The organism is Nitrospirillum amazonense (assembly GCF_007828045.1).
GTDB classification, from domain to species: Bacteria; Pseudomonadota; Alphaproteobacteria; order Azospirillales; family Azospirillaceae; genus Nitrospirillum; species Nitrospirillum amazonense_C.
In genome coordinates this window covers 397,557-416,871 of sequence record NZ_VITN01000001.1, presented here as the reverse complement: position 1 = coordinate 416,871, position 19,315 = coordinate 397,557, and the positions used below count along the sequence as shown (strand labels likewise).

Below are 19,315 nucleotides of genomic sequence, written 5' to 3'. Positions count from 1 at the left end.
TGCTGGACCTTTCGGGGTCGCGGCGGCAACCCTGTCGGGCGATAATGCGCCTTAAGGGCTGGGGAAACAGGGGGCGAGCAGCGGCATGATGACGGTGGACTACCCACGCGACCTGATCGGCTATGGCGCCAACCCGCCCCAGGCGGATTGGCCCAACGCCGCCCGCATCGCGGTTCAGCTGGTGCTGAACTATGAGGAGGGCGGGGAGAACTGCGTGCTGCACGGCGACGCGGCGTCGGAGGCCTTCCTGTCGGAGATGGTGGCGGCGCAGGCCCTGCCCGGCGTGCGTCACATGTCCATGGAATCGCTGTACGAATACGGCTCACGCGTCGGCGTCTGGCGCCTGCTGAAACTGTTCGAGAAAAAGAAAATCCCCCTCACCATCTTTGCCGTGGCCATGGCCGCCGAGCGCCATCCGGATGTCATCCGCGCCATGGTCGACCAGGGGCATGAGATCGCCAGCCATGGTTATCGCTGGATCAATTACCAGTACATGGACCCCGCTGAAGAGGCGGCGCACATGGCCAAGGCCATGACCATCCTGGGGCAGGTCAGCGGCACCCGGCCCGTGGGCTGGTACACCGGCCGCACCAGCCCCAACACCCGCCGCCTGGTGGCCGAGCATGGCGGGTTCCTTTATGACGCCGACGCCTATGACGACGATTTGCCTTACTGGCAGCTGGTCGGCGACCGGCCACAGCTGATCGTGCCCTACACCCTGGACTGCAACGACATGCGCTTCGTCCAGGTCCAGGGCTTCCACTCCGGCGACCAGTTCTTCACCTACCTCAAGGACAGCTTCGACGCCCTGTACGCCGAGGGGGCGGAGACGCCGCGCATGATGTCGGTCGGCCTGCATTGCCGCCTGGTGGGCAAGCCCGGCCGCATCCAGGCGCTGGAACGCTTCCTGGACTATGCCGCGGCCCATGAGGGCGTGTGGTTCGCCCGCCGCGCCGACATCGCCCGCCACTGGCACCAGCGTCATCCCTATCGCGGGGCCACGCTATGAGCGGCCGCGACGCCTTCATCGCCCGCTTCGGCGGCGTGTTCGAGCATTCGCCCTGGATCGCGGGGGCCGCGTGGGATGCCGGCCTGCCGCCCGATGCCAACACCGCAGAAGGGCTGCACGCCGCCCTGGTGACGCAGTTCCGGGCGGCCGGACGGGAGAAGCGGCTGGGCGTGCTGCTGGCCCACCCCGACCTGGCCGGCCGCCTGGCCGTGCGGGGGGAGTTGACGGCGGATTCCACCGCCGAGCAGGCGTCCGCCGGCCTGGACAAGTGCACGCCCCAGGAATACGCGCGCTTCCAGGAATTGAACGACACCTACAAGGCGCGCTTCGGCTTTCCCTTCATCCTGGCCGTGCGCGGCCTGACCCGCGCCGCCATCCTGGACAATTTCGAGGCCCGGGTGGGCAATGACGCGGAGACGGAGTTCGCCACCGCGACCGCGCAGGTGGAACGCATCGCCCTGCTGCGGCTGAAGGAAATGCTGCCGTGATCTTCGGCCCCGCCCTGATGGCGCGCCTGGACGATTTCGCCCGGTACAGCGCCGACCCGGACGCCCTGACCCGCCTGTACCTGACGCGGGAGCATCGCGCCGCCGCCGACCAGCTGCTGGCGTGGATGCGTGAGGCGGGAATGGCGGCGCACCTGGACGCCGCCGGCACCGTGGTCGGCCGGTACGAGGGAAGCACGCCCGGTCTACCCGCCCTGTTGCTGGGCTCGCACATCGACACGGTGCGCAACGCCGGCAAATACGACGGCAACCTGGGCGTGCTGGCGGCCGTCGCCGCCGTCGCCGAGCTGAACCGCCGGGGGGAGCGCCTGCCCTACGCCATCGAGGTGCTGGGCTTCGGCGATGAGGAGGGTGTGCGCTTCCCCGTCACCCTGACGGGCAGCCGGGCCGTGGCCGGCACCATCGCCCCCGACGCCATGACGGCGCGCGACCGTGACGGCATCGCCCTGGGCGACGCCCTGAGGGAGTTCGGCGGCGACCCCGCCGGCCTGGGGGCCGTGGCGCGCGATCCGTCCCAGGTGCTGGGCTTCGTCGAGGTGCACATCGAGCAGGGACCGGTGCTGGAATGCCGGGGCCTGCCCCTGGGTATCGTCACCGCCATCAACGGCGCCAGCCGTTACGCCGTCACCGTCACCGGCCAGGCGGGCCATGCCGGTACCGTGCCCATGGCCCTGCGCCACGACCCCCTGGCGGCAGCGGCGGAAATGGTGCTGGCGGTGGAGACGGCCGGCGGCGCGGAACCCGACCTGGTCGCCACCGTGGGCCGGATGGAGGCCAAGCCGGGTGCGGTGAACGTCATTCCCGGCCAGGCCACCTTCACCATCGACCTGCGCAGCCCGCGTGACGACAGCCGCAAAGCGGCCGCCGCCGGCCTGCTGGACACCCTGGCCGCCATCGCGGCGCGCCGGGGCGTGGCGCTGGACATCCAGCCGACCCACGACGCCGCAGCCGCCCACTGCCACCCCGGCCTGATGCGCCAGTTGGGCCAGGCGGTGGCGCGGGCCGGCATCGTGCCCCACCATCTGCCCAGCGGCGCCGGCCACGACGCCATGGCGCTCGCGGCGCTATGCCCCATGGCCATGCTGTTCGTGCGCTGCGCCGGCGGCATCAGCCACAACCCGCTTGAGGCCATCACGGTGGCGGACGCCGACCTGGCCGTCGCCGTGCTGCTGGACTTCCTGCGCCGTTTCGAACCCGTCTCCCTTGCTGAAGGACCCCGCTCATGACCGACACCGCCACCGCCATCCAGGGGGCCGTCCACACCTTCCTGGCGGCCAAGCGGGAGGAGCAGGTGCGCTTCCTGGCGGAGCTGATCAAGGTGCCGTCCGACAACCCGCCGGGCGACTGCGCCCCCCACGCCGCCCGCGCCGCCGAACTGCTGGAAGGCCTGGGCTATACGGTGGAGCGCCATGTGGTGCCGGATGAGCTGGTCAAGGCCAACGGCATGATCAGCGCCACCAACCTGATCGTGCGCCGCAGCTTCGGCACCGGCGGCCCCACCATCGCGCTGAACGCCCATGGCGACGTGGTGGCGCCGGGCGAGGGCTGGACGGTCGATCCCTATGCCGCCACCGTCAAGGACGGCTGGATGTACGGGCGCGGCGTCGCCGTGTCCAAATCCGACTTCGCCTCCTACACCTACGCCCTGATGGCGTTGGATGAGCTGGCGCGCCAGGGCGTGGCGCTCAACGGCACGGTGGAACTGCACCTGACCTATGATGAGGAGGCGGGTGGGGAGATCGGGCCGCGCTGGCTGTTGGAACAAGGGCTGACCAAGCCCGACTACGCCGTGTCCGCCGGCTTCAGCTATGGCATCGTCACCGCCCACAACGGCTGCCTGCATCTGGAGGTGGAGGTGCGGGGCAAGTCCGCCCACGCCGCCTTGCCCGCCACCGGCATCGACGCGCTGGAGGCGGCCACCGTCATCCTCAGCTGGCTGTACCGGCACCGCGCCGGCTACGCCGCCACCGTGTCGGCCGTGCCCGGCATCGGCAGCCCGCAACTGACCGTGGGCCTGATTTCCGGCGGCATCAACACCAACGTCGTGCCCGACCGCATCACCTTCCGCCTGGATCGCCGCATGATCCCGGAGGAGCAGGGTGCGACCGTGGAGGCCACCCTGCGCGAGGTCATCGCCGCGGCCGCCGCCGAACGGCCGGAGGCGACCGTGACCGTACGCCGCATCCTGCTGGCCGAACCGCTGAAGCCCATCGCCGGCACCGACCGCCTGACCGACGCCCTCAGCCGCCACGCCACCCGCATCCTGGGTGAGCCGGTGGCCGCCAAGGGCGTGCCCATCTACACCGACGCCCGCCATTACGCCGCCGCCGGCATCCCCACCGTGCTCTACGGCGCCGGCCCCCACACCATCGAGGAAGCCAACGCCCATCGCGCGGATGAGCGCCTGCCGCTGAGCGACCTGTACAAGGCGACGGAGGTCATGGCCCTGACGCTGGTCGATTTCCTGACCACCTGACGGCCGGCCCCCGCCTCACCGCCCCGGGCGGCGGGGGTTCCAGGGCTTGCCGCTGACGATCTGCGCCAGGACCAGCGCGCCGTTGACCAAGCCCATCACGCCCAGGATCACGGCGCCGAAGCGCGCGCCGTGCACCAGGCCGATGGTCACGACATTGTCGGCCACCAGCACCCCGACCGCCAGCAGGGTCACGGCGGCCATGAGCAGGAAGCCTGTGCGCTTTCGCGGAGTGCGCATGCCATGGACACAGATGGCAAGGATAGCCAGCAGGCCCAGGGCGGCGATGATGTCGAGGATCATGACGGAAACGGCACCGGAAATTTAAAAGTCGAGGGACAATAGGGTAGCGTAGTCGCGAGCGCCATGCAGGACGCGCAGCACCTCAACCCTCGACGCCCGGATGCGATAAAAAATAAGGTGGTCGCGAAATACGCGCCGGCGAATGCCATGCGCCTCAAAGCGCGGCACCAACGGATAGGCCAGCGGAAACTTGCCTAGGGCCGTACACCGCTCGTGTAGCGCGTCAATAAAGCCCGGGGCGCGGTCGGGCTGCTCCGCGTCGATCCAGTCCGCGATGGCCACCAGGTCGGTGAAAGCGGCACGGGTGATGACGACCCTCATAGGTTGCGTTACGCGCCTGCGGCGCTCTTAGCCTTGCCGAGCCTGGCCTTCAGCGCGTCAAACACCTCGTCAGCGGGCAGGACGTCACCTGCGTCCGCATCCTCCAGCCCCCGCTTCAGCGCCGCATCCAGCGCCGCAAGCCGGACCTCCCGTTCATGCAACAGGCGCACACCATCCCGAAGCACTTCACTACGGGAATTATAGCGGCCAGATTGAACGAGCTGATCCACGACGCCCTCCAGTTGAGGGCCAAGATTGACGCTGCTGGGCATATTCACAAACTCCTTCCGGTTCCGTAGCGTATGCCAGCCGGATAACTGTTATCAATACCGCTCAGAAGCGCTCTGGGAATCTGGGGCCGCCATGACGTACTGAACAATAACCCAGGCTGGTGTCTGCTTGGACGAAATCATCACCCTGGCTGCTGCCGGGCAGCCTCAGTTCATCACCAAGGACAACCGTGCGGTTGCGGTGGTGAGGCCGCCCAACCCTGTCCGGCCACCGTCACCGCGCCGGGCAGTCTCGCGGACTTTTTCACCACCTCGCCCCTACGGAATTCAGGACTGGTCGTTGATCGGTATCTTGACTCATCCGTTCGCCGTAGCTTACCGTAAGCCATGTCTTACGAACAAGCGCTGACCGCCCTGGCCGATCCCACCCGGCGGGCGGTGTTTGAGCGGTTGCGGGCTGGGCCGCAGCCGGTGGGGGAGTTGGCGCGGCATCTGCCCATCAGCCGGCCGGCGGTGTCGCAGCACCTGAAGGTGCTGAAGGACGCCGGGCTGGTGAGCGACCGGGCGGAGGGGACGCGGCGCATCTATCACATCGACCCGCACGGCCTGGGCGCCCTGCGCCGCTGGCTGGACCAGTTCTGGGAGACCGCGCTCGACGCCTTTGCCGCCGAGGCGGAGAGGACGAGCGACAAACCATAAACGGGAGAGGCCACCGCCATGACGCTTGCCGAACGCACCATCGCCGTAGCACCTGTGGTGAAGACCGTGACGGTGAAGGCCAGCCAGGCCCATGCCTTTCACGTCTTCACCACCCGCTTCAGCAGCTGGTGGCCCGCCACCCATCACATCGGCAAGGCGCCCCTGGCCAACGCCATCATCGAGCCCAAGGTGGACGGCCGCTGGTACGAGGTGGGCGACGACGGGTCGGAGTGCGACTGGGGCCGCGTGCTGGCGTGGGAGCCGCCGGCCCGCCTGGTGCTGAGCTGGCATCTGGACGGCGATTTCCAGATCCGCACCGATACCTATTCGGAGGTGGAGGTGACCTTCACCGTCCTGGATGAGACCCTGACCCGGGTGACGCTGGAACACCGCCACCTGGACCGCTTCGGCGCCGAGAACGGCGAGCGCCTGCGGGGCAAGGTGGACAGCGACGGTGGCTGGGGCGGCATCCTGGACCTGTACGCCGGCGCGGCAAGCGGCTGAAAACAGAACGGGGGGAACCGATGGGAAAGGTTGTCGACCGCGCGCTGGCGGTGCTGCTGATCCTGGGTGCCGCGCAGCGCACCGTCGCCCAAGCCCGCTGACCGCTATGAACAGCTGACCGATGCGAACAACGGAGGAACCGTCATGATCCCAACCGCTGGCACCCCCACCGCCCGGTAGCGGGCGGGAGGCGGTGGACCGGTCCTTCGACCGGTTCCTGGCGCGGCTAGAGGTCTAGAGGCTTGGGCAGCGCCTCGAACGCCGGCCGGCCGAACAGGTAGCCCTGGATCAGGGTGATGCCGAGATCGCGAAGGGTGGCCAGTTCCTCCGCCGTCTCCACCCCCTCCGCCACCACGGTGATGCCCAAGGTTTGGCAGACCTGCAGGATGGCGGCGATGATGGTGCGGCTGACCGGCCGGATATGCACGTCGCGGGTCAGTTCCATGTCGATCTTCAGCACGTCGGGCTGGAACTTGGCCAGCAAGCTGAGGCCGGCGTAGCCGGCGCCGAAATCGTCGATGGCCGAGAGGAAGCCGTGGCGGCGGTATTCCTGGAAGATGTCCAGCAAGTGGGCCGGGTCCTGGATGGGCTCGTTCTCCGTCGCCTCGAACATCAGGCGGTCCAGCGGCAGGCCCATCGCCCTGCTGGCCTTGAAGGTGGCGCGCAGGCAATGCTCCGGCCGGTGGATCGCCGCCGGCAGAAAGTTGATGGACAGGCGCGCACCCGTCTGCGCCAGACCCAGCTTGGCCGCTAGCTCGATGGCTTTCACCCGGCAGGCCTGGTCGAAGGCGTAGCGGTTGGCCGCGTCCACCCGCGCCAGAACGGTGCCCGCCCCCTCGCCCGCCGGGCCGCGCACCAGGGCCTCATAGGCGAAGACGGTGCCGGCGGCGGCATCGACAATGGGCTGGAACGCCATGGTGAAGTCGAAGGGAAGCACCGTCCCCTCACGGCAAGCCTGGCAATCCATCACAGGGGCACTCTTCCTTAACAAGGGACATATTCCGCCCACCGGCATGGAGGGGAACGGTCACGGAAGCCCTACATAAGGATCATGACGCCACCGTGGACAAGGGATGCGCCAAGGAATGGAAGGGTCGCGTCAGGCCTCCACCGCCACCTTGGCATGGCGGTCGATGTAGGCGCCGATGTGCTGGGCCAGGGTGGCGGCCTGCATGCGGATGTCGGGCACGGCCGTCATTTCCCAAAAGGTGCCACGCGTGACCGGGCCGATGGCGTACAGCCCGGAAACCGGCCGGCCGCCGGCATCCAGCACCCGCGCCTCGGTGTCCACGTCCAGGCCCAGGTGCAGGGGGTCGGGGCGGATGGTGCCCTGGGCCAACAGGTCGCGCACCAGCGGATCGGTCACCCGCAGGATGTCGCAGGCCGGGCCGGAGCAGTTGATGACCTGGTCGACCGGGAAGGTGATGTCGCCGTCCTCGTTCCGGGGGCGGTAGGTCACGCGCACCCGACCCTGCAGGGCGTCAGGCACCTCCTCGATGGACTGCAGTCGGCCAGCGGTGACGATCAGCGCGCCCGTGGCCTGCAAGGCGGTCAGTTGGGTGGCGACGGCCGGCGCCAGGCGGTGGCGGTGCACGTCCCACCAGGGGCGCAGATGACGCAAGAAGCGCTTCCTCTCACCTAGGGGCAGGGCCTGCCAATAGGCCACCGTGCGCGGGCGCAGGCTGTCGATCACCGGCTGCCAGGCGCGTCCGGCCGCCTGTTCCTGCCGCACCAGGCGGCGCACATGGGCCAGTGCGCGGGAGAGGGAAGTGGGCATGTCCGGCGGTGGCGGCACCACGTGGGGCACGGCGTCGGTGTGCCGGCGGGGCAGCAGGCCACGGCGCGACAGCGCCACGATCTGCCCCTGGTGGCCGCGCGCCCGCAGGGACAGCACCGTGTCGACCATGGTGAGGCCGGTGCCCACCACGAGCACGCTGTCGCGCACGCCGATGTCTCGCGCCACGCTGGGTGCCCAGGGATCGGGATGGAAGCGGGGGGAACGGAAAAAGGCGCCGTCGAACAGGTGCGGCGGCTGTGGCGGGAAATTGCCGATGGCCAGGACGGCCGCGTCCAGCTTGTATTCCCGGCCCACGTCCAGGCGCACCACCATGCGCCCGCCCTCATGCCGCAGGGCCACGGCCGTGTCCGGCACCAGGATGAGGCGGCCGGCGGAGCGTGACTGCTTGGCGGCGTCCGAGATCAGCTTTTGCAGGTAATGGCCGTAGGTCTGGCGCGCGACGAAGCTGGCGGGGCCGGCCCCGGCGGCCCCCGGCACCGCATCGCCCTGCTGGCGCAGCCAGGCCAGGAAATGTTCCGGCTGGTCGGGGAACGCGCTCATGTTCCCGGCCCGAACGTTCAGCAGGTGGGCGGGATTGCCGGTGGCGTAGGCCAGCCCCCGGCCGAAGTCGGAGGCGCGTTCGATCAACAGGATGCGGGGACAGTCGGCCCCGCGGGACAGGAGGTGCAAGGCCAGCAAAGAACCGCTGAAGCCCGCGCCGATGATGGCGATGGTCGGCCGTGTCGTCATGGGTGTTCCTACCCGGCGCCGGTGGGGTGCGCCCAAGGGGGCCGCAAATTGATCCCCATGCTCAATGGCGCCCACCCCCGCTGTCAAGCGACGTTTGGCTTACATACCACATTTGAGGTAACGTTAAATTTGCCAGACCATAGATCAGCCAAACGCCACGTGATCTATACAATTCTGGCATGGCACCTCCGCCGCGCGCCGTTCCAGGTCGACGCCTGCGGGACTGCGACGATCTGCGCCATGCTCAATCAATATGTTGAATAAAAATATGAACATAAAAAAAACGTTGTTCCTGCCCGCCTTCCTGATACCGCATCGAGAAGGGGCAGCCCCAAGAACAAGCTGAACTTGGCGGCGACCTGTGACTGGGACAAGCTGTCGCCCACGGTACGCCCCCGCCCCCCGCTAAGGCAGCACCACCTCGCTGGACAGCAGCAACCCGGCGCCGGGCCAGACCTATGGCGCCAGGTGGATCGCCGACGTCACCATCAGCTATCAGGTGATCGACGCCAACAGCACCAGCGGCGTCTATCCCTACAGCAACGACTCACCCTTCGGCTTAAACGGGGCGTTCTATTACGCCGCGTCAGCTACAAGTTCTGAGGCGGTCATTAGGATGACGGCCGCCCCGGCGGGTGCACGGGGGGCGGCCTCATCGTTTTTCTCAAGCCTTGGGTGCGGGCTTGGGCTTATGCGCATCGAGGAAGGCGCGGAACTGGTCCTGGTCCAGGAAGTACAGCTCCAGGCACTTCTCGTAATCGGCCTTTTCCTTGATGACGCGGCAGAGGGTTTCCGCGTCCTCATTTTCTTTCTGCTGCTGAATCACCGCCTTCTTGTCGGCGTCGGCCGGCGGGGAGCTCTGAGCCGCCGCCGGCAGAGACAGCAGCAGCGAGGCGGCAAGGGGGGCGCAAAGGGTGAGGGCGGAAAGGGCGCGCACCTGGGATTCTCCTGACGGCTGGAAGGACGGCCCCGGAACGGAGCGCCGTGAACAGCCGGAAGTTTAACGGCCAATGGTTAAGGTTCAACATCCCGTTTCGATAGCCGGCGGCTATGGCGGGACACCCATGCCCGGCTTGAAAGTCTTCCCGGATTTGGGCGGTGGCACCACTGGCCGCCAACCCCCATAATGCCCTGGACTGGCAACGGCGTATCCGCCCCGTGGCCCCCGCCCCTGGACGCGTCGATGGCCCGACCCTGACCCATCCCGGTGGCGGGCCATCCGTGGGCGGGTGAAATGACAAGGGGCGAGGGGCATGAGTATGGGGGCACTGCGTACCCAGATGGGGCGTACCCAGATGGGGCGTACCCAGATGGGGCGCACCCAGGCGGGGCGCACCGGGGCGACGCGTATTCGCACCATTCTGGCGGCGGGTGGCCTGCTGCTTTTGGCCGCCTGTGCCGCCGATGGGGGCCACGGCGACGCACCGGCGGCCGCTCCCCCCGCCCCGGCCGAAGCCCCCCAGACGCCGGAGTTGCGAACGGCCACGCTGTTCCGCCATCTGCGCGCCGACCCGGTGCGGCTGGCCATGTTCCTGCGCCGCATGCCCAAGGGCGCCGACCTGCACAACCACATGAGCGGCGGCATCTATGCGGAGAACATGGTGGACTGGGCGGCGGCGGAATCGGCGTGCATCGACCCCAAGGCGCTGGTGCTGAAGCCCGCCCCCTGTACGGGCGGCCTGGTGCCGGCTGCCGACGCGCGGCGCGATGTCGGCCTGTACAACCGGCTGATCAACGCCCTGTCCATGCGCAACTTCGTGGCGGGTGCGGAATCCGGGCACGACCATTTCTTTGATAGCTTCGCCAAGTTCGAGCCGGCGCTGAAGGCCCGCGTGCCCGAGATGCTGGCGGAGGCGGCGAACCGCGCCGCCGCCAGCCACGTGCTGTACCTGGAACTGATGTGGTCCAACGGCATGTCCAAGGCGGCGGCCCTGGCCGCCCCGCTGGGCACGCCGGCCCCCGGCACCATCCCCGGCAACGACGCCACGTTCGAGGCCTGGCGCGCGAAGGTGGAACCCGGCCTGCCCGCCGTCATCGCCGCCGCGAAGGCCGATACCGATGCGGCGGAGGCCCGCATGCGCCAGATCCTGCGCTGTGGGACGGCGGACGCCCAGCCGGGCTGCGCCGTCAGCATCCGCTATCTGGCCCAGGTCATCCGCGTGCTGCCCGCCCCGCAGGTGTTCGCGCAAAGCCTGTACGGCTACGCCCTGACAGCCGCCGACCCGCGCTTCGTCGGCGTCAATCTGGTGGCGCCGGAGGACAACCCGGTGACGCTGAAGGACTATGGCCTGCAGATGCGCCTGCTGGGTTATCTGGGCCGGCGCATGCCAGCGGCCAACCTGTCGCTGCATGCCGGTGAGCTGGCCTTGGGCCTGGTGCCGCCGGAGGACCTGCGCGATCACATCCGCCTGGCGGTCGAGGTGGCGGGCGCCAAGCGCATCGGGCACGGCGTGGACATCGGGCAGGAGACGGACGCCCAGCATGTGCTGAAGACCATGGCCGACCGGGGCGTGCTGGTGGAGATCAACCTGACCAGCAACGACGTCATCCTGGGCGTGACGGGCCGCGACCATCCCATCACCGCCTACCGTGCCTTCGGCGTGCCCTTGGCCCTGTCCACCGATGACGAGGGCGTGTCGCGCATCGACCTGACGCATGAGTATGTGCGCGCGGCGGAGACCTACGGCCTGGATTACGCCACGCTGAAGACCTTCTCCCGCAACGGGCTGGAACATGCCTTCCTGCCCGGCGCCAGCCTGTGGGGGGCGCCGGGGCAGCTCGTGGCATCCTGCGCCGCCGATCATCCCGGCACGAGCCCGTCCGCCGCCTGCCAGGCCTTCCTGGACCAGAGCCAAAAGGCCACCCTGCAATGGCGGCTGGAGGCGGACTTCCACGATTTCGAGATGGCCGTGGCCGCCGAGGCCGAAAGCGGCTTGTGGGGTCAGGGCCACGGCCCTAAAACCACCGCCGAGTCCCTTGGCAAATCCCCCAATTGAGTTTTGAAGCGAGACCGCGCCCATGCGCCTTCTGATCGACACCGATACCGCCGGCGATGACGCCTTTTCCCTGCTGCTGGCCCTGCGTAATCCCAAGGTGACGCTGGACGCCATCACCATCTGCCATGGCAACGTGACCTTCGACCAGTGCGTGGAGAACGCGCTGTACACCGTCGAGGCCGCCGGCCGCGGCGGCGAGGTGCCGGTCTACCCGGGCGCCCGCCTGCCCATGATGCGCAAGCCGCTGGACGCGGCCTATGTCTTCGGCAAAGACGGCATGAGCGACGCCAACTATCCGCCGGCCAAGCAGCGGCCGGAGGCCAAGCACGCCGTCGACGCCATCATCGACACCGTCCTGGCCCACCCCGGCGAGGTCACCATCATCGCCCAGGCGCCCCTGACCAACCTGGCGCTGGCGGTGATGAAGGAACCGGCCATCGTCCAGGCCACCAAGCATTTGTGGATCATGGGCGGCACCGACAACGCCGTGGGCAACGTCACCAGCGCGGCCGAGTTCAATTTCTATGTCGATCCTGAGGCCGCCAAGATCGTGGTCAACGCCGGCTTCAAGGCCAGCCTGCTGACCTGGACCCGGTCGATGGTCGAGGGCGTCATCACCAGCGCCGAGCTGGACGCCATCGCGGCCCTGGGCACGCCGGTGTCGCGGTTCTTCACCCGCGTGAACCGCGACAGCCTGGCCTTCTCACGCGATCGCCAGCGCATCGACGGCAGCATCCATCCCGACGCGCTGACCTGCGCCTGCGCCCTGAATGAGGCCCTGGTGCTGGAAGCGGAGGAGTGCGTGGTGGACGTGGAAACGGCCGGCACGCTGACGCGCGGCTATTCCAGCGTGTCGTCCGCCATCCTGCCGGACGCGGCCGATGCCGATCCGGACTTGGCGCCCCAGATGCCCAACATGCGCGTCATCAAGCGCGCCGACCGCGAAGGCTTCGTCCGCATGATGACGGACGCCGTCCGCTGATCCGAGGTGGCGCCACCACTACTACTACTGATGGTGGCGCTTTCTCCCGCAGCCCCTCTGGTGTAGCCTGTCTGGATTAGGAAGACGAACCGACCCGTTTCCAGGCTTAGTTAACGCACGTCCCGACACCTTCGATCATCCAGGACCGAACACGCGGGGGCTAGATGAGGGGCACCATCATGGACCGCCGCGCCCTGTTGCGGGGGGCCGGTTCCGCTGGCTTGGGCCTGGCCCTGGGCCCCTGGGCCGCCCGCGCGGCGGTGGCGCCCTTGCGTTTCGTCTATGCCGACAACGTGGTGCCCTTCAGCTATGCCGACGCGGACGGCAACGCCACCGGCCTACTGAAAGACGATGTGGACGTCGTCACCTCGGCCGCCGGTTATAGCCAAACCACCAGCCTGATGCCTTGGGGTCGCGCCCAAGCCACGGTGCGGGCCGGCCAAGCGGACGGCTTCTGCACCGTGCCCTCCGCTGACCGCGCCGTTTATGTCCAGTTCTGTCTGCAGCCGGTGATGACCAGCGACATCGGCATCTGGCACCGCCGCGACGACGACCGTTTCAAGGCGGTTGGCGGCCTGGAGGAACTGGCGGCCTTCCGTCTGGGCAGCTACGTCGGCAACGGCTGGGCGACGGAGCACATGGGCGCCATCCCCACCCTGGCGGTGGTGCCGGATCCGGTCAGCGTGTTGAAGATGCTGGCCGCCGGCCGCATCGACGCCTGGGCCGCGCACAGCGACACCAACCTGCGCAAGCTGATGAGCGGCAGGGGCCGCTTCTTCATCTTCCGCAACCCCGGCCTGACGGAGGTCATCCAGAACAACGGCTGGGACGGGCGGATTCGCATCCTGCCCCATCCGCTGGCGGTGGAGGACCAATATATGGTCTTCTCCCGCCACCTGGACCCTGAGGTGCGGGAACGGCTGGATGCCGGTCTTGAGCGCTTGGCTGCGGACGGCACGCTGGAACGTATCGCCCTGCGGCACGCGGGCCACGCCCCAGGACTTTGATCTTCAGCCCGCATCCTTCACGCAGCGGAAGCCCACCAAGGCGGAGCGATCGCGGGAGGGGGCCATCAGCAGCAGCTTGCCGTGCTGGTCGTTGCGGTAGGCCTGCGGGAAGTACCAGATGGAGCCCTGGGGCTGGTACAGGCTGCCGCCGCGCAGGATGGCGGCACGGGTATGGTCGTCCTGGTACTCATCCGTCCACTGCCAGACGTTGCCCACCAGATCCTCGACCCCGAAGGGACTGGCCCCCGCCGGATGGGCGCCCACGGCATCGGGCGGCCGCACGGCGCGGCCCCGTTCCGGCACGGGCGCGGCGTCATTCCGCCAAGTGTCACCCCAGGGGTAGCGGCGGCCGTCCCGCCCCTGCGCCGCGTATTGCCATTCCCATTCATGCGGCAGGCGCTTGCCCGCCCAGCCGGCGTAGGCGCGCGCGTCCTCCTGCGACACCCAGGTGACGGGCCGGTCGTCCCACCCGGCGGGATAGGTGCCGCCCTTCCAATCCTTCAGGAAGTTGCGGTCGTCCCGGGGGTGATAGCCGCTGGCGTCCAGGAAGCGCTTGAACTGCGCGTTGGTGACGGGAAAGCGGTCCATGAAGAAACGCGGCAATGACAGGCGATGCTCATGATAGCGCCGCGCCTCCCCCTCCCAGGGATAGGCGACATCGACGCCGGCGTTGGTGCCGCCCTCGATCTCCAACCCCTGGACGCGGAAGGTGAAGTCGCCGGCCGGGATTTCCACCATGCCCTCGGGCGCGGCGGCGGCGGGTGCCGTGGCTGGGATATCGACCAGGCGCTGCGGCAGCGGCGCCCACACGCGCGGCAGGCTGGCCAGATCCGTGGCCGTCAGCGCCTTCATGCGCGCCATCAGGTCGCGCGTGGCGGCGTCCGGCGCGCCGGGTAGCGCCAGCACGGCGCCGAAGCCCTGGGCCTCCAGCGGGAAGGACAGCAGCAGCTGGCCCCCTTCCCGGCGCGGCGCCAGTTCCACGCCGTGATAGAGGTCGAAATAGCGCAAGGCCGCCCCGTCCGCCGGCACGGCCAGCACCGCCTGATCCAACGGGTGGTCGTTGCGGTTGACGATGGTCCAGGCCACGCGGCCGTCGGCACCGGGCCAGCGGCTGGCGTATATGCCGGCGGCGCGGGTGGGATAAAAGGGCTGCCAGTCCGGGCTGGACAGCAGGCTTCCCAAGCCCCGTTCCAGGGTCGCCACCCGGCGCATCGCCTCGCCATCACGGGCACTGATACCGTTCCAGATGCCCCAGACGTTCTCCCACGCCTCCCAGCCGATGCCGTTGAAAAAGGCGTAGTGCAGGTCGTCGGTCTTATCCCGGGCCCAGCGGTCCGAAATGTTGACCATGTGCCGGGGCTCCAGCCACTTGTAGCGATCGACCTTGGGCACGGGCGCGAAGGTGTATTGACCCCAGGACATCAGGTCCCAAGCCACGGCCTCATCCGCCAGCACCCCTTCCGGCTGGAAGGCCAGCGGATGGCCCGTCTTGTCGGCCGCCAGCGAAAAGGCCAGCGGCACGCCGTCCTGGGTATCGCCGTTGATGCCGTCGATGCCGATCTCCCTGGCCATCTCGGCGATGGCTTGCGGCCAGGGGCGGTCCAGCGCGCGGCTGCCCTGGTCCCACATCATCATGGGCAGCAGCACGCGCACGCCCCGGCGGTGGAAGTCCGCCACCATGGCCTTCACCGCCGGCAGCCCGCCCGGCAGGTTGGCCACCTGGTCCAGCTGGTTGCGGTCGTCGATGCCCATGTTGGGGTAATCGGGCCACAGCAGGACGGCGTCGATGCCACCGAAGCGGGCCGTCAGATCATCCAGGTAGCGATCGACGGTGTAGCGCCCGGCCACGGGGTCATAGAAATAGCGATCCTCCACCATCATCTGCGTCTGGACGAAGCTGGTGCGCGTCCAGGCCAGCCGGGGATCGTCATAGCGGGCGGGGTCGTAGCCGATGCGGATGCGGCGTTCCTGGCGCCAATGGCGGACATCCGCCAGCCAGGCCTCGTAGTCGGCGCCCGCGCACTCCCGCGTCCCGCCTTCCCACGCCTCCCGCCAGGTGAGGCAGGCGGGGCCGTTGATCATCAGCTGCTTCCAGCTGCCGTAGGGCACAGCCTGGGTATCCTGCGCCCCGGCGGTGCCGGTTAAAAGCATGCCTAGAAAAGCGGCAACCAGCAGGCGGCGCATGGGCTGTCCCTCCTACTGCCGCGCCAGCAGGCCGGTCATCAATAGATCCAGGATGCCCTCCTTATCCTCCTTCAGGCAGACCTGCGCATTGGCGGGACCTGGCGCCGGCGTCGTCTCCCCCTTGTCGCCCACGACCAGGCGCAGGGGCGTCGTGGGGCACAGCCTGGGATCCAGGACATAGGCCACGGGCACCAGGTCGAACAGCGTGGGCGTGATCTGGCCCCAGCCGTTGAGGTGGCGCCACTGGTGATACATCAGGGCCAGGGCATCGGTCATGGGCGTGCCGGCGGCGAACAGCAGGTCGCGCTTCACCTCATCCAGCTTCAGCCGGGTGCTGTCGAGCGGCATCACCACCAGAGGCACGCCGCTGGCGAAAAGCTTCCTGGCCGAGCCGATGTCTGAATAGATGTTGTATTCCGGCGTGGGGCCCTTGAGCGGGCCATAGCCGGTGTCATCATAACCTGCATAAACCGAGCCACCCATCATGACCACGCGCTTCAGCTTGGCGAAGCCGGCGGGATCGCGGTCGATCAAGGCGCCCAGGGTGCTGGGCGGCGCCAGGGAGATGAGCGTGACCTGCCCGGGGTAACGGCGCGCCTGGTCCAGGATGAAGTCCACCGAGGACGGCACGGGCGCGGCCGGCACCGGCTGCCCTTCCGCCCACCGCTTCTGGGTGTAGGGCGTGGTGTTGGGCGTGGCGGGCCCTTGCGTCACGGGCACGTCGGCGCGTCCGGCGATGGCCAGCAGGCGCTGCAGCTGACGCACACGCAGGCCCGTGTCGCCCCAGGCCGCCGCCACGCCCAGAATGTCGAGGTGCTGATCATTCAGCGCCGCCGCCAGGGCGAAGGCGTCGTCGATATCATCGCCGATGTCGGTGTCGATGATGACCTTTTCCCGCATCGCCGGGGTGACCGCCCCCGGGGCCGCAACACCGGGACCGGCCGGCAGGGCGGCACAAAGGACACCCGCGCACAGCAACGGGAACAGAAAGGCGATCCGGAGTGTGGACCGGGTCATGGGTATCCCCCAAGGCACGGGACGGCCGCCCGCGATGGGGCGCGCATAGGAACAAGGACCCGCCGCTGCCACGGCCGGGCCCTTGCCAAAACAGCTCGCATCACGATCGCCCGGCGGCGGGCCGGCCGCCACCGGGATCACGCGGATACGTCTTAGAACGAGTACTTGGCCTGAACGCCGATGATGCGGGGCTCGTTGACCATGCCCGTCAGGTTGTTGAAGTCGATGGCGCCGATGACGCGCACCTGGTCCAGCACGTTGCGGACGAAGGCCGCGACCTCATAGCCGTCGTCGTTCTTGTAACCCAGGCGCAGGCCGCCATCCAGCAGCCACTTGCCGGTGAACTCCGTCGACTTGTACAGGAAGAAGTTCACGTCGCTGCGGTAGGCCCAGTCGGTGTAGAAGAACACCTCGCCCTTGTCGCCCACCGGCACGCCATAGCGGAAGGTGGCGTTCAGCACCCATTCCGGCGCCTCGGGCAAGGGGTTGCCGTCCAGCAGGGCGTTGCCCTGGGCGTTCAGCGCGTTGGTCACGGTGCAGCCGCCGCCGCAGGTGGCGACCGACACGTTCGGGTCCTGGATTTCAGTGTGGTTGTAGCTGCCGCCAAAGGTGACCAGCATGTGCTCCACCGGCTTGGCCTCCAGCTCCACCTCCACGCCGTAGCCGACGGCGTGGTCGGCGTTCAGCAGGCGGGCGGTGTTGGTGGCGCCGCCCACGGCGGTCAGCTGCATGTCGCTGGTGTCGTAGTAGTAGCCGGTCAGGTTGAAGCTGGCACGCTTGTCGAACAGCGACGACTTGACGCCCGCTTCATACGAGATGGTGGTCTCGGCCTTGGCGGACGACGTGGCGTTGGCGAAGGCGATGCGATCCTGGATGGACGGGGCCAGGTAGCCGGTGGCAACGCGGGCGAAGACGTTCACGTCGCTGTTGACGGCATAGTCGGCCGACACGTCCCAGGAGGCGTTGCCGCCGTTGACGCTGGTGCGCAGATAGATCGGGCCGGTGAAGCCGAAGTCGCGGATGGACTCGACCGACTTGTTGTCATGGGAATAGCGCACGCCGCCGCCCAGGGTCAGGGCGTCGGTGACCTTGTACTTCACCGAACCGAAGGCGCCGTCGGTCTCGCTGCGGTCCTTGTGCCGAACCTGGTTGTCGATGGAGCCATCGGCGGTGACGTAGTCGTAGTCCTTACCGGCCAGGTAGGAGTTGAAATAGTACAGGCCGCCCTGCAACAGCCAGGGGCCCAGGTCGTTGGAGGCGAAGCGCAGTTCCTGGCTCAGCTCGCGCGGGGAGTTGTAGCCGCCGGTCTCCACCGAGAACGGCACGTCCGAGGGCACGCCGCCGTCGATGTCGCCGCGGCTGAACACGTTGGCGCGCTCATAGCCGCTGACCGAGGTGACGGTCACGGGGCCGGCGTCGTAGACGACGTGCAGGTTGGAGCCGAAGGAGTTCAGCTTCTGCGGGTTGGCGCCGTCCTGGTTGGCCTTCTCGATGTCGAAGCCCGGAACCAGGTCATTGGTGCCCTTCTGGATGATGTTGGCGCGGAACAGGCGGGCGGAGCCGTCCAGCTGGCGGCCATGGACGTTCAGCAGGACGTCCAGGTTCTCGTTCGGCGTGTATTCCAGCTGGAACCGGCCGGCCAGATCGCGATAGCCCTCGAAATCCGTGTCGTTCTTCGTGGAGATGTCCTGGTTCTGGACCCAGTCGTTGCGGCGCTGCAGGCTGACCGAGGCGCGGTACTTCAGCACGTCCTTGACGATGGGGCCGCCCACGGCGCCGGTGAAGTTCACCGTGTCATAGCTGCCGTAGGTCAGATCGGCGAAGCCGCCGAAGGTGTCGCTGGGCTTGGCGCTGTCGATCTTGACCACGCCGGCCGGGGTGTTCTTGCCGAACAACGTGCCCTGCGGGCCGCGCAGCACTTCCACCGCACCCACGTCGAAGACCGGGAAGGCCTTCAGCATGGGGTTCTCCATGGCGACGTCGTCGAACACCACCGACACCGGCTGGGAGGCGTTGGGGTCGAAGTCGGCGTTGCCCAGGCCGCGGATGTAGAAACGGGGATAGGTGCGGCCGAACGACGACTCAGCCTGCAGGCTGGGGGCGCGACCCGCCAGGAAGCGGATGTCCTGGCCGCCGGAATTCAGCACGTCCAGCTTTTCCCCGCTGATGGAGGTGACGGCGATCGGCACCTCACGCTCCAGCGCCGGGCGGCGTTCAGCCGACACGATGATCTCGTCCAGCTTGTCGGAATTGTCGTCGGCGGCGTGCGCCACGCTGGTCAGACCCAGCAGGCTCAAAGCCGACATACCCAGCAGCGCGGACTTCAGCCCGCGGCCCTTCTCAACCCTCATCATGCTCGATCCCTTCACTTTTTCCAGGCCCTTGCCGGACCTGCTTTTGCGTTGCCCGTCGCACCGGTCCCCGCGCCAAAAGGCTAGGCTGGGAACAGCCGGGGGAGGGTACATGGCAGATTTTGTTTGCGGCAGCCCCACTACTACTGAAGGTCTTTCAAATCCAACAAGAAAGCGAGGACCAGACCGGAATTTTGCCGCAATGC

General features: G+C 68.1%; 18 protein-coding genes. 9 read left to right on the top strand and 9 right to left on the bottom strand.

What is annotated here, in order from left to right:
• Positions 1-85 precede the first annotated feature (85 nt).
• From puuE to FBZ89_RS01605, 4 genes are read left to right on the top strand one after another with little or no spacing between them, the layout of a single operon-like run.
• Positions 86-1,009 (top strand): allantoinase PuuE, encoded by a 924-nt coding sequence (gene puuE, locus FBZ89_RS01620; RefSeq protein WP_425465949.1) that lies wholly within the window; start codon positions 86-88, stop codon positions 1,007-1,009.
• Positions 1,006-1,497 carry a 2-oxo-4-hydroxy-4-carboxy-5-ureidoimidazoline decarboxylase gene (uraD, locus tag FBZ89_RS01615; RefSeq protein ID WP_145748279.1) on the top strand — a complete coding sequence of 164 codons (492 nt, stop codon included), beginning with the start codon at positions 1,006-1,008 and terminating at the stop codon, positions 1,495-1,497. Before puuE ends, uraD begins: the two co-directional genes overlap by 4 nt.
• Positions 1,494-2,741 (top strand): allantoate amidohydrolase, encoded by a 1,248-nt coding sequence (locus tag FBZ89_RS01610; protein ID WP_246171978.1) that lies wholly within the window; start codon positions 1,494-1,496, stop codon positions 2,739-2,741. Before uraD ends, FBZ89_RS01610 begins: the two co-directional genes overlap by 4 nt.
• Positions 2,738-3,991 (top strand): M20/M25/M40 family metallo-hydrolase, encoded by a 1,254-nt coding sequence (locus FBZ89_RS01605; RefSeq protein WP_145748278.1) that lies wholly within the window; start codon positions 2,738-2,740, stop codon positions 3,989-3,991. Before FBZ89_RS01610 ends, FBZ89_RS01605 begins: the two co-directional genes overlap by 4 nt.
• 15 nt (positions 3,992-4,006) lie before the next feature.
• On the opposite strand, the gene FBZ89_RS01600 is transcribed toward FBZ89_RS01605, so the two are convergent.
• Genes FBZ89_RS01600 through FBZ89_RS01590 form a run of 3 tightly spaced genes read right to left on the bottom strand, consistent with a single transcriptional unit; the run spans position 4,007 to position 4,884 of the window.
• Complete coding sequence (locus FBZ89_RS01600) at positions 4,007-4,291, bottom strand: hypothetical protein (protein WP_145748277.1); 285 nt, start codon at positions 4,289-4,291, stop codon at positions 4,007-4,009.
• A gap of 21 nt (positions 4,292-4,312) precedes the next feature.
• Entirely contained in the window at positions 4,313-4,612 is a 300-nt protein-coding gene (locus tag FBZ89_RS01595) for a type II toxin-antitoxin system RelE/ParE family toxin (RefSeq protein ID WP_145748276.1), read from the bottom strand.
• Positions 4,613-4,620: 8 nt separating this feature from the next.
• Entirely contained in the window at positions 4,621-4,884 is a 264-nt protein-coding gene (locus tag FBZ89_RS01590) for a type II toxin-antitoxin system ParD family antitoxin (RefSeq protein ID WP_145748275.1), read from the bottom strand.
• A gap of 345 nt (positions 4,885-5,229) precedes the next feature.
• Between FBZ89_RS01590 and FBZ89_RS01585 the strand changes: the two genes are divergently transcribed.
• Both FBZ89_RS01585 and FBZ89_RS01580 read left to right on the top strand, forming a co-directional pair.
• Positions 5,230-5,541 carry an ArsR/SmtB family transcription factor gene (locus tag FBZ89_RS01585; RefSeq protein WP_145748274.1) on the top strand — a complete coding sequence of 104 codons (312 nt, stop codon included), beginning with the start codon at positions 5,230-5,232 and terminating at the stop codon, positions 5,539-5,541.
• 18 nt (positions 5,542-5,559) lie between these two features.
• Positions 5,560-6,045, top strand: coding sequence for an SRPBCC family protein (locus FBZ89_RS01580; RefSeq protein ID WP_145748273.1), 486 nt, complete (start codon positions 5,560-5,562; stop codon positions 6,043-6,045).
• Positions 6,046-6,271: 226 nt separating this feature from the next.
• Here FBZ89_RS01580 and FBZ89_RS01575 read toward each other — a convergent pair whose 3' ends face one another.
• From FBZ89_RS01575 to FBZ89_RS01565, 3 genes are all read right to left on the bottom strand, one after another.
• Positions 6,272-7,012, bottom strand: coding sequence for an EAL domain-containing protein (locus FBZ89_RS01575; RefSeq protein WP_145748272.1), 741 nt, complete (start codon positions 7,010-7,012; stop codon positions 6,272-6,274).
• Between the two features lie 132 nt (positions 7,013-7,144).
• Entirely contained in the window at positions 7,145-8,572 is a 1,428-nt protein-coding gene (locus tag FBZ89_RS01570) for an FAD/NAD(P)-binding protein (protein WP_145748271.1), read from the bottom strand.
• A 664-nt stretch (positions 8,573-9,236) separates the two neighbouring features.
• Positions 9,237-9,509 (bottom strand): hypothetical protein, encoded by a 273-nt coding sequence (locus FBZ89_RS01565; protein WP_145748270.1) that lies wholly within the window; start codon positions 9,507-9,509, stop codon positions 9,237-9,239.
• A gap of 316 nt (positions 9,510-9,825) precedes the next feature.
• Between FBZ89_RS01565 and FBZ89_RS01560 the strand changes: the two genes are divergently transcribed.
• The 3 genes from FBZ89_RS01560 to FBZ89_RS01550 all read left to right on the top strand — a co-directional run bounded on the left by FBZ89_RS01560 (position 9,826) and on the right by FBZ89_RS01550 (position 13,557).
• Positions 9,826-11,568 (top strand): adenosine deaminase family protein, encoded by a 1,743-nt coding sequence (locus tag FBZ89_RS01560; RefSeq protein WP_246171977.1) that lies wholly within the window; start codon positions 9,826-9,828, stop codon positions 11,566-11,568.
• A gap of 22 nt (positions 11,569-11,590) precedes the next feature.
• Positions 11,591-12,550 carry a nucleoside hydrolase gene (locus FBZ89_RS01555; RefSeq protein WP_145748269.1) on the top strand — a complete coding sequence of 320 codons (960 nt, stop codon included), beginning with the start codon at positions 11,591-11,593 and terminating at the stop codon, positions 12,548-12,550.
• A 164-nt stretch (positions 12,551-12,714) separates the two neighbouring features.
• Positions 12,715-13,557 carry a substrate-binding periplasmic protein gene (locus FBZ89_RS01550; RefSeq protein ID WP_145748268.1) on the top strand — a complete coding sequence of 281 codons (843 nt, stop codon included), beginning with the start codon at positions 12,715-12,717 and terminating at the stop codon, positions 13,555-13,557.
• A gap of 3 nt (positions 13,558-13,560) precedes the next feature.
• Here the strand turns inward: FBZ89_RS01550 and FBZ89_RS01545 are convergent, their stop codons facing one another.
• The 3 genes from FBZ89_RS01545 to FBZ89_RS01535 form a co-directional block, all read right to left on the bottom strand.
• A complete protein-coding gene (locus FBZ89_RS01545) occupies positions 13,561-15,741 on the bottom strand; it encodes a formylglycine-generating enzyme family protein (protein ID WP_145748267.1) in 2,181 nt (726 codons plus the stop codon).
• A 12-nt stretch (positions 15,742-15,753) separates the two neighbouring features.
• Positions 15,754-16,758: a nucleoside hydrolase gene (locus FBZ89_RS01540; RefSeq protein WP_246171976.1), complete on the bottom strand. Its 1,005-nt coding sequence runs from the start codon at positions 16,756-16,758 to the stop codon at positions 15,754-15,756.
• 152 nt (positions 16,759-16,910) lie between these two features.
• Positions 16,911-19,112 carry a TonB-dependent receptor gene (locus FBZ89_RS01535; RefSeq protein WP_145748266.1) on the bottom strand — a complete coding sequence of 734 codons (2,202 nt, stop codon included), beginning with the start codon at positions 19,110-19,112 and terminating at the stop codon, positions 16,911-16,913.
• Between the last annotated feature and the right edge of the window lie 203 nt (positions 19,113-19,315).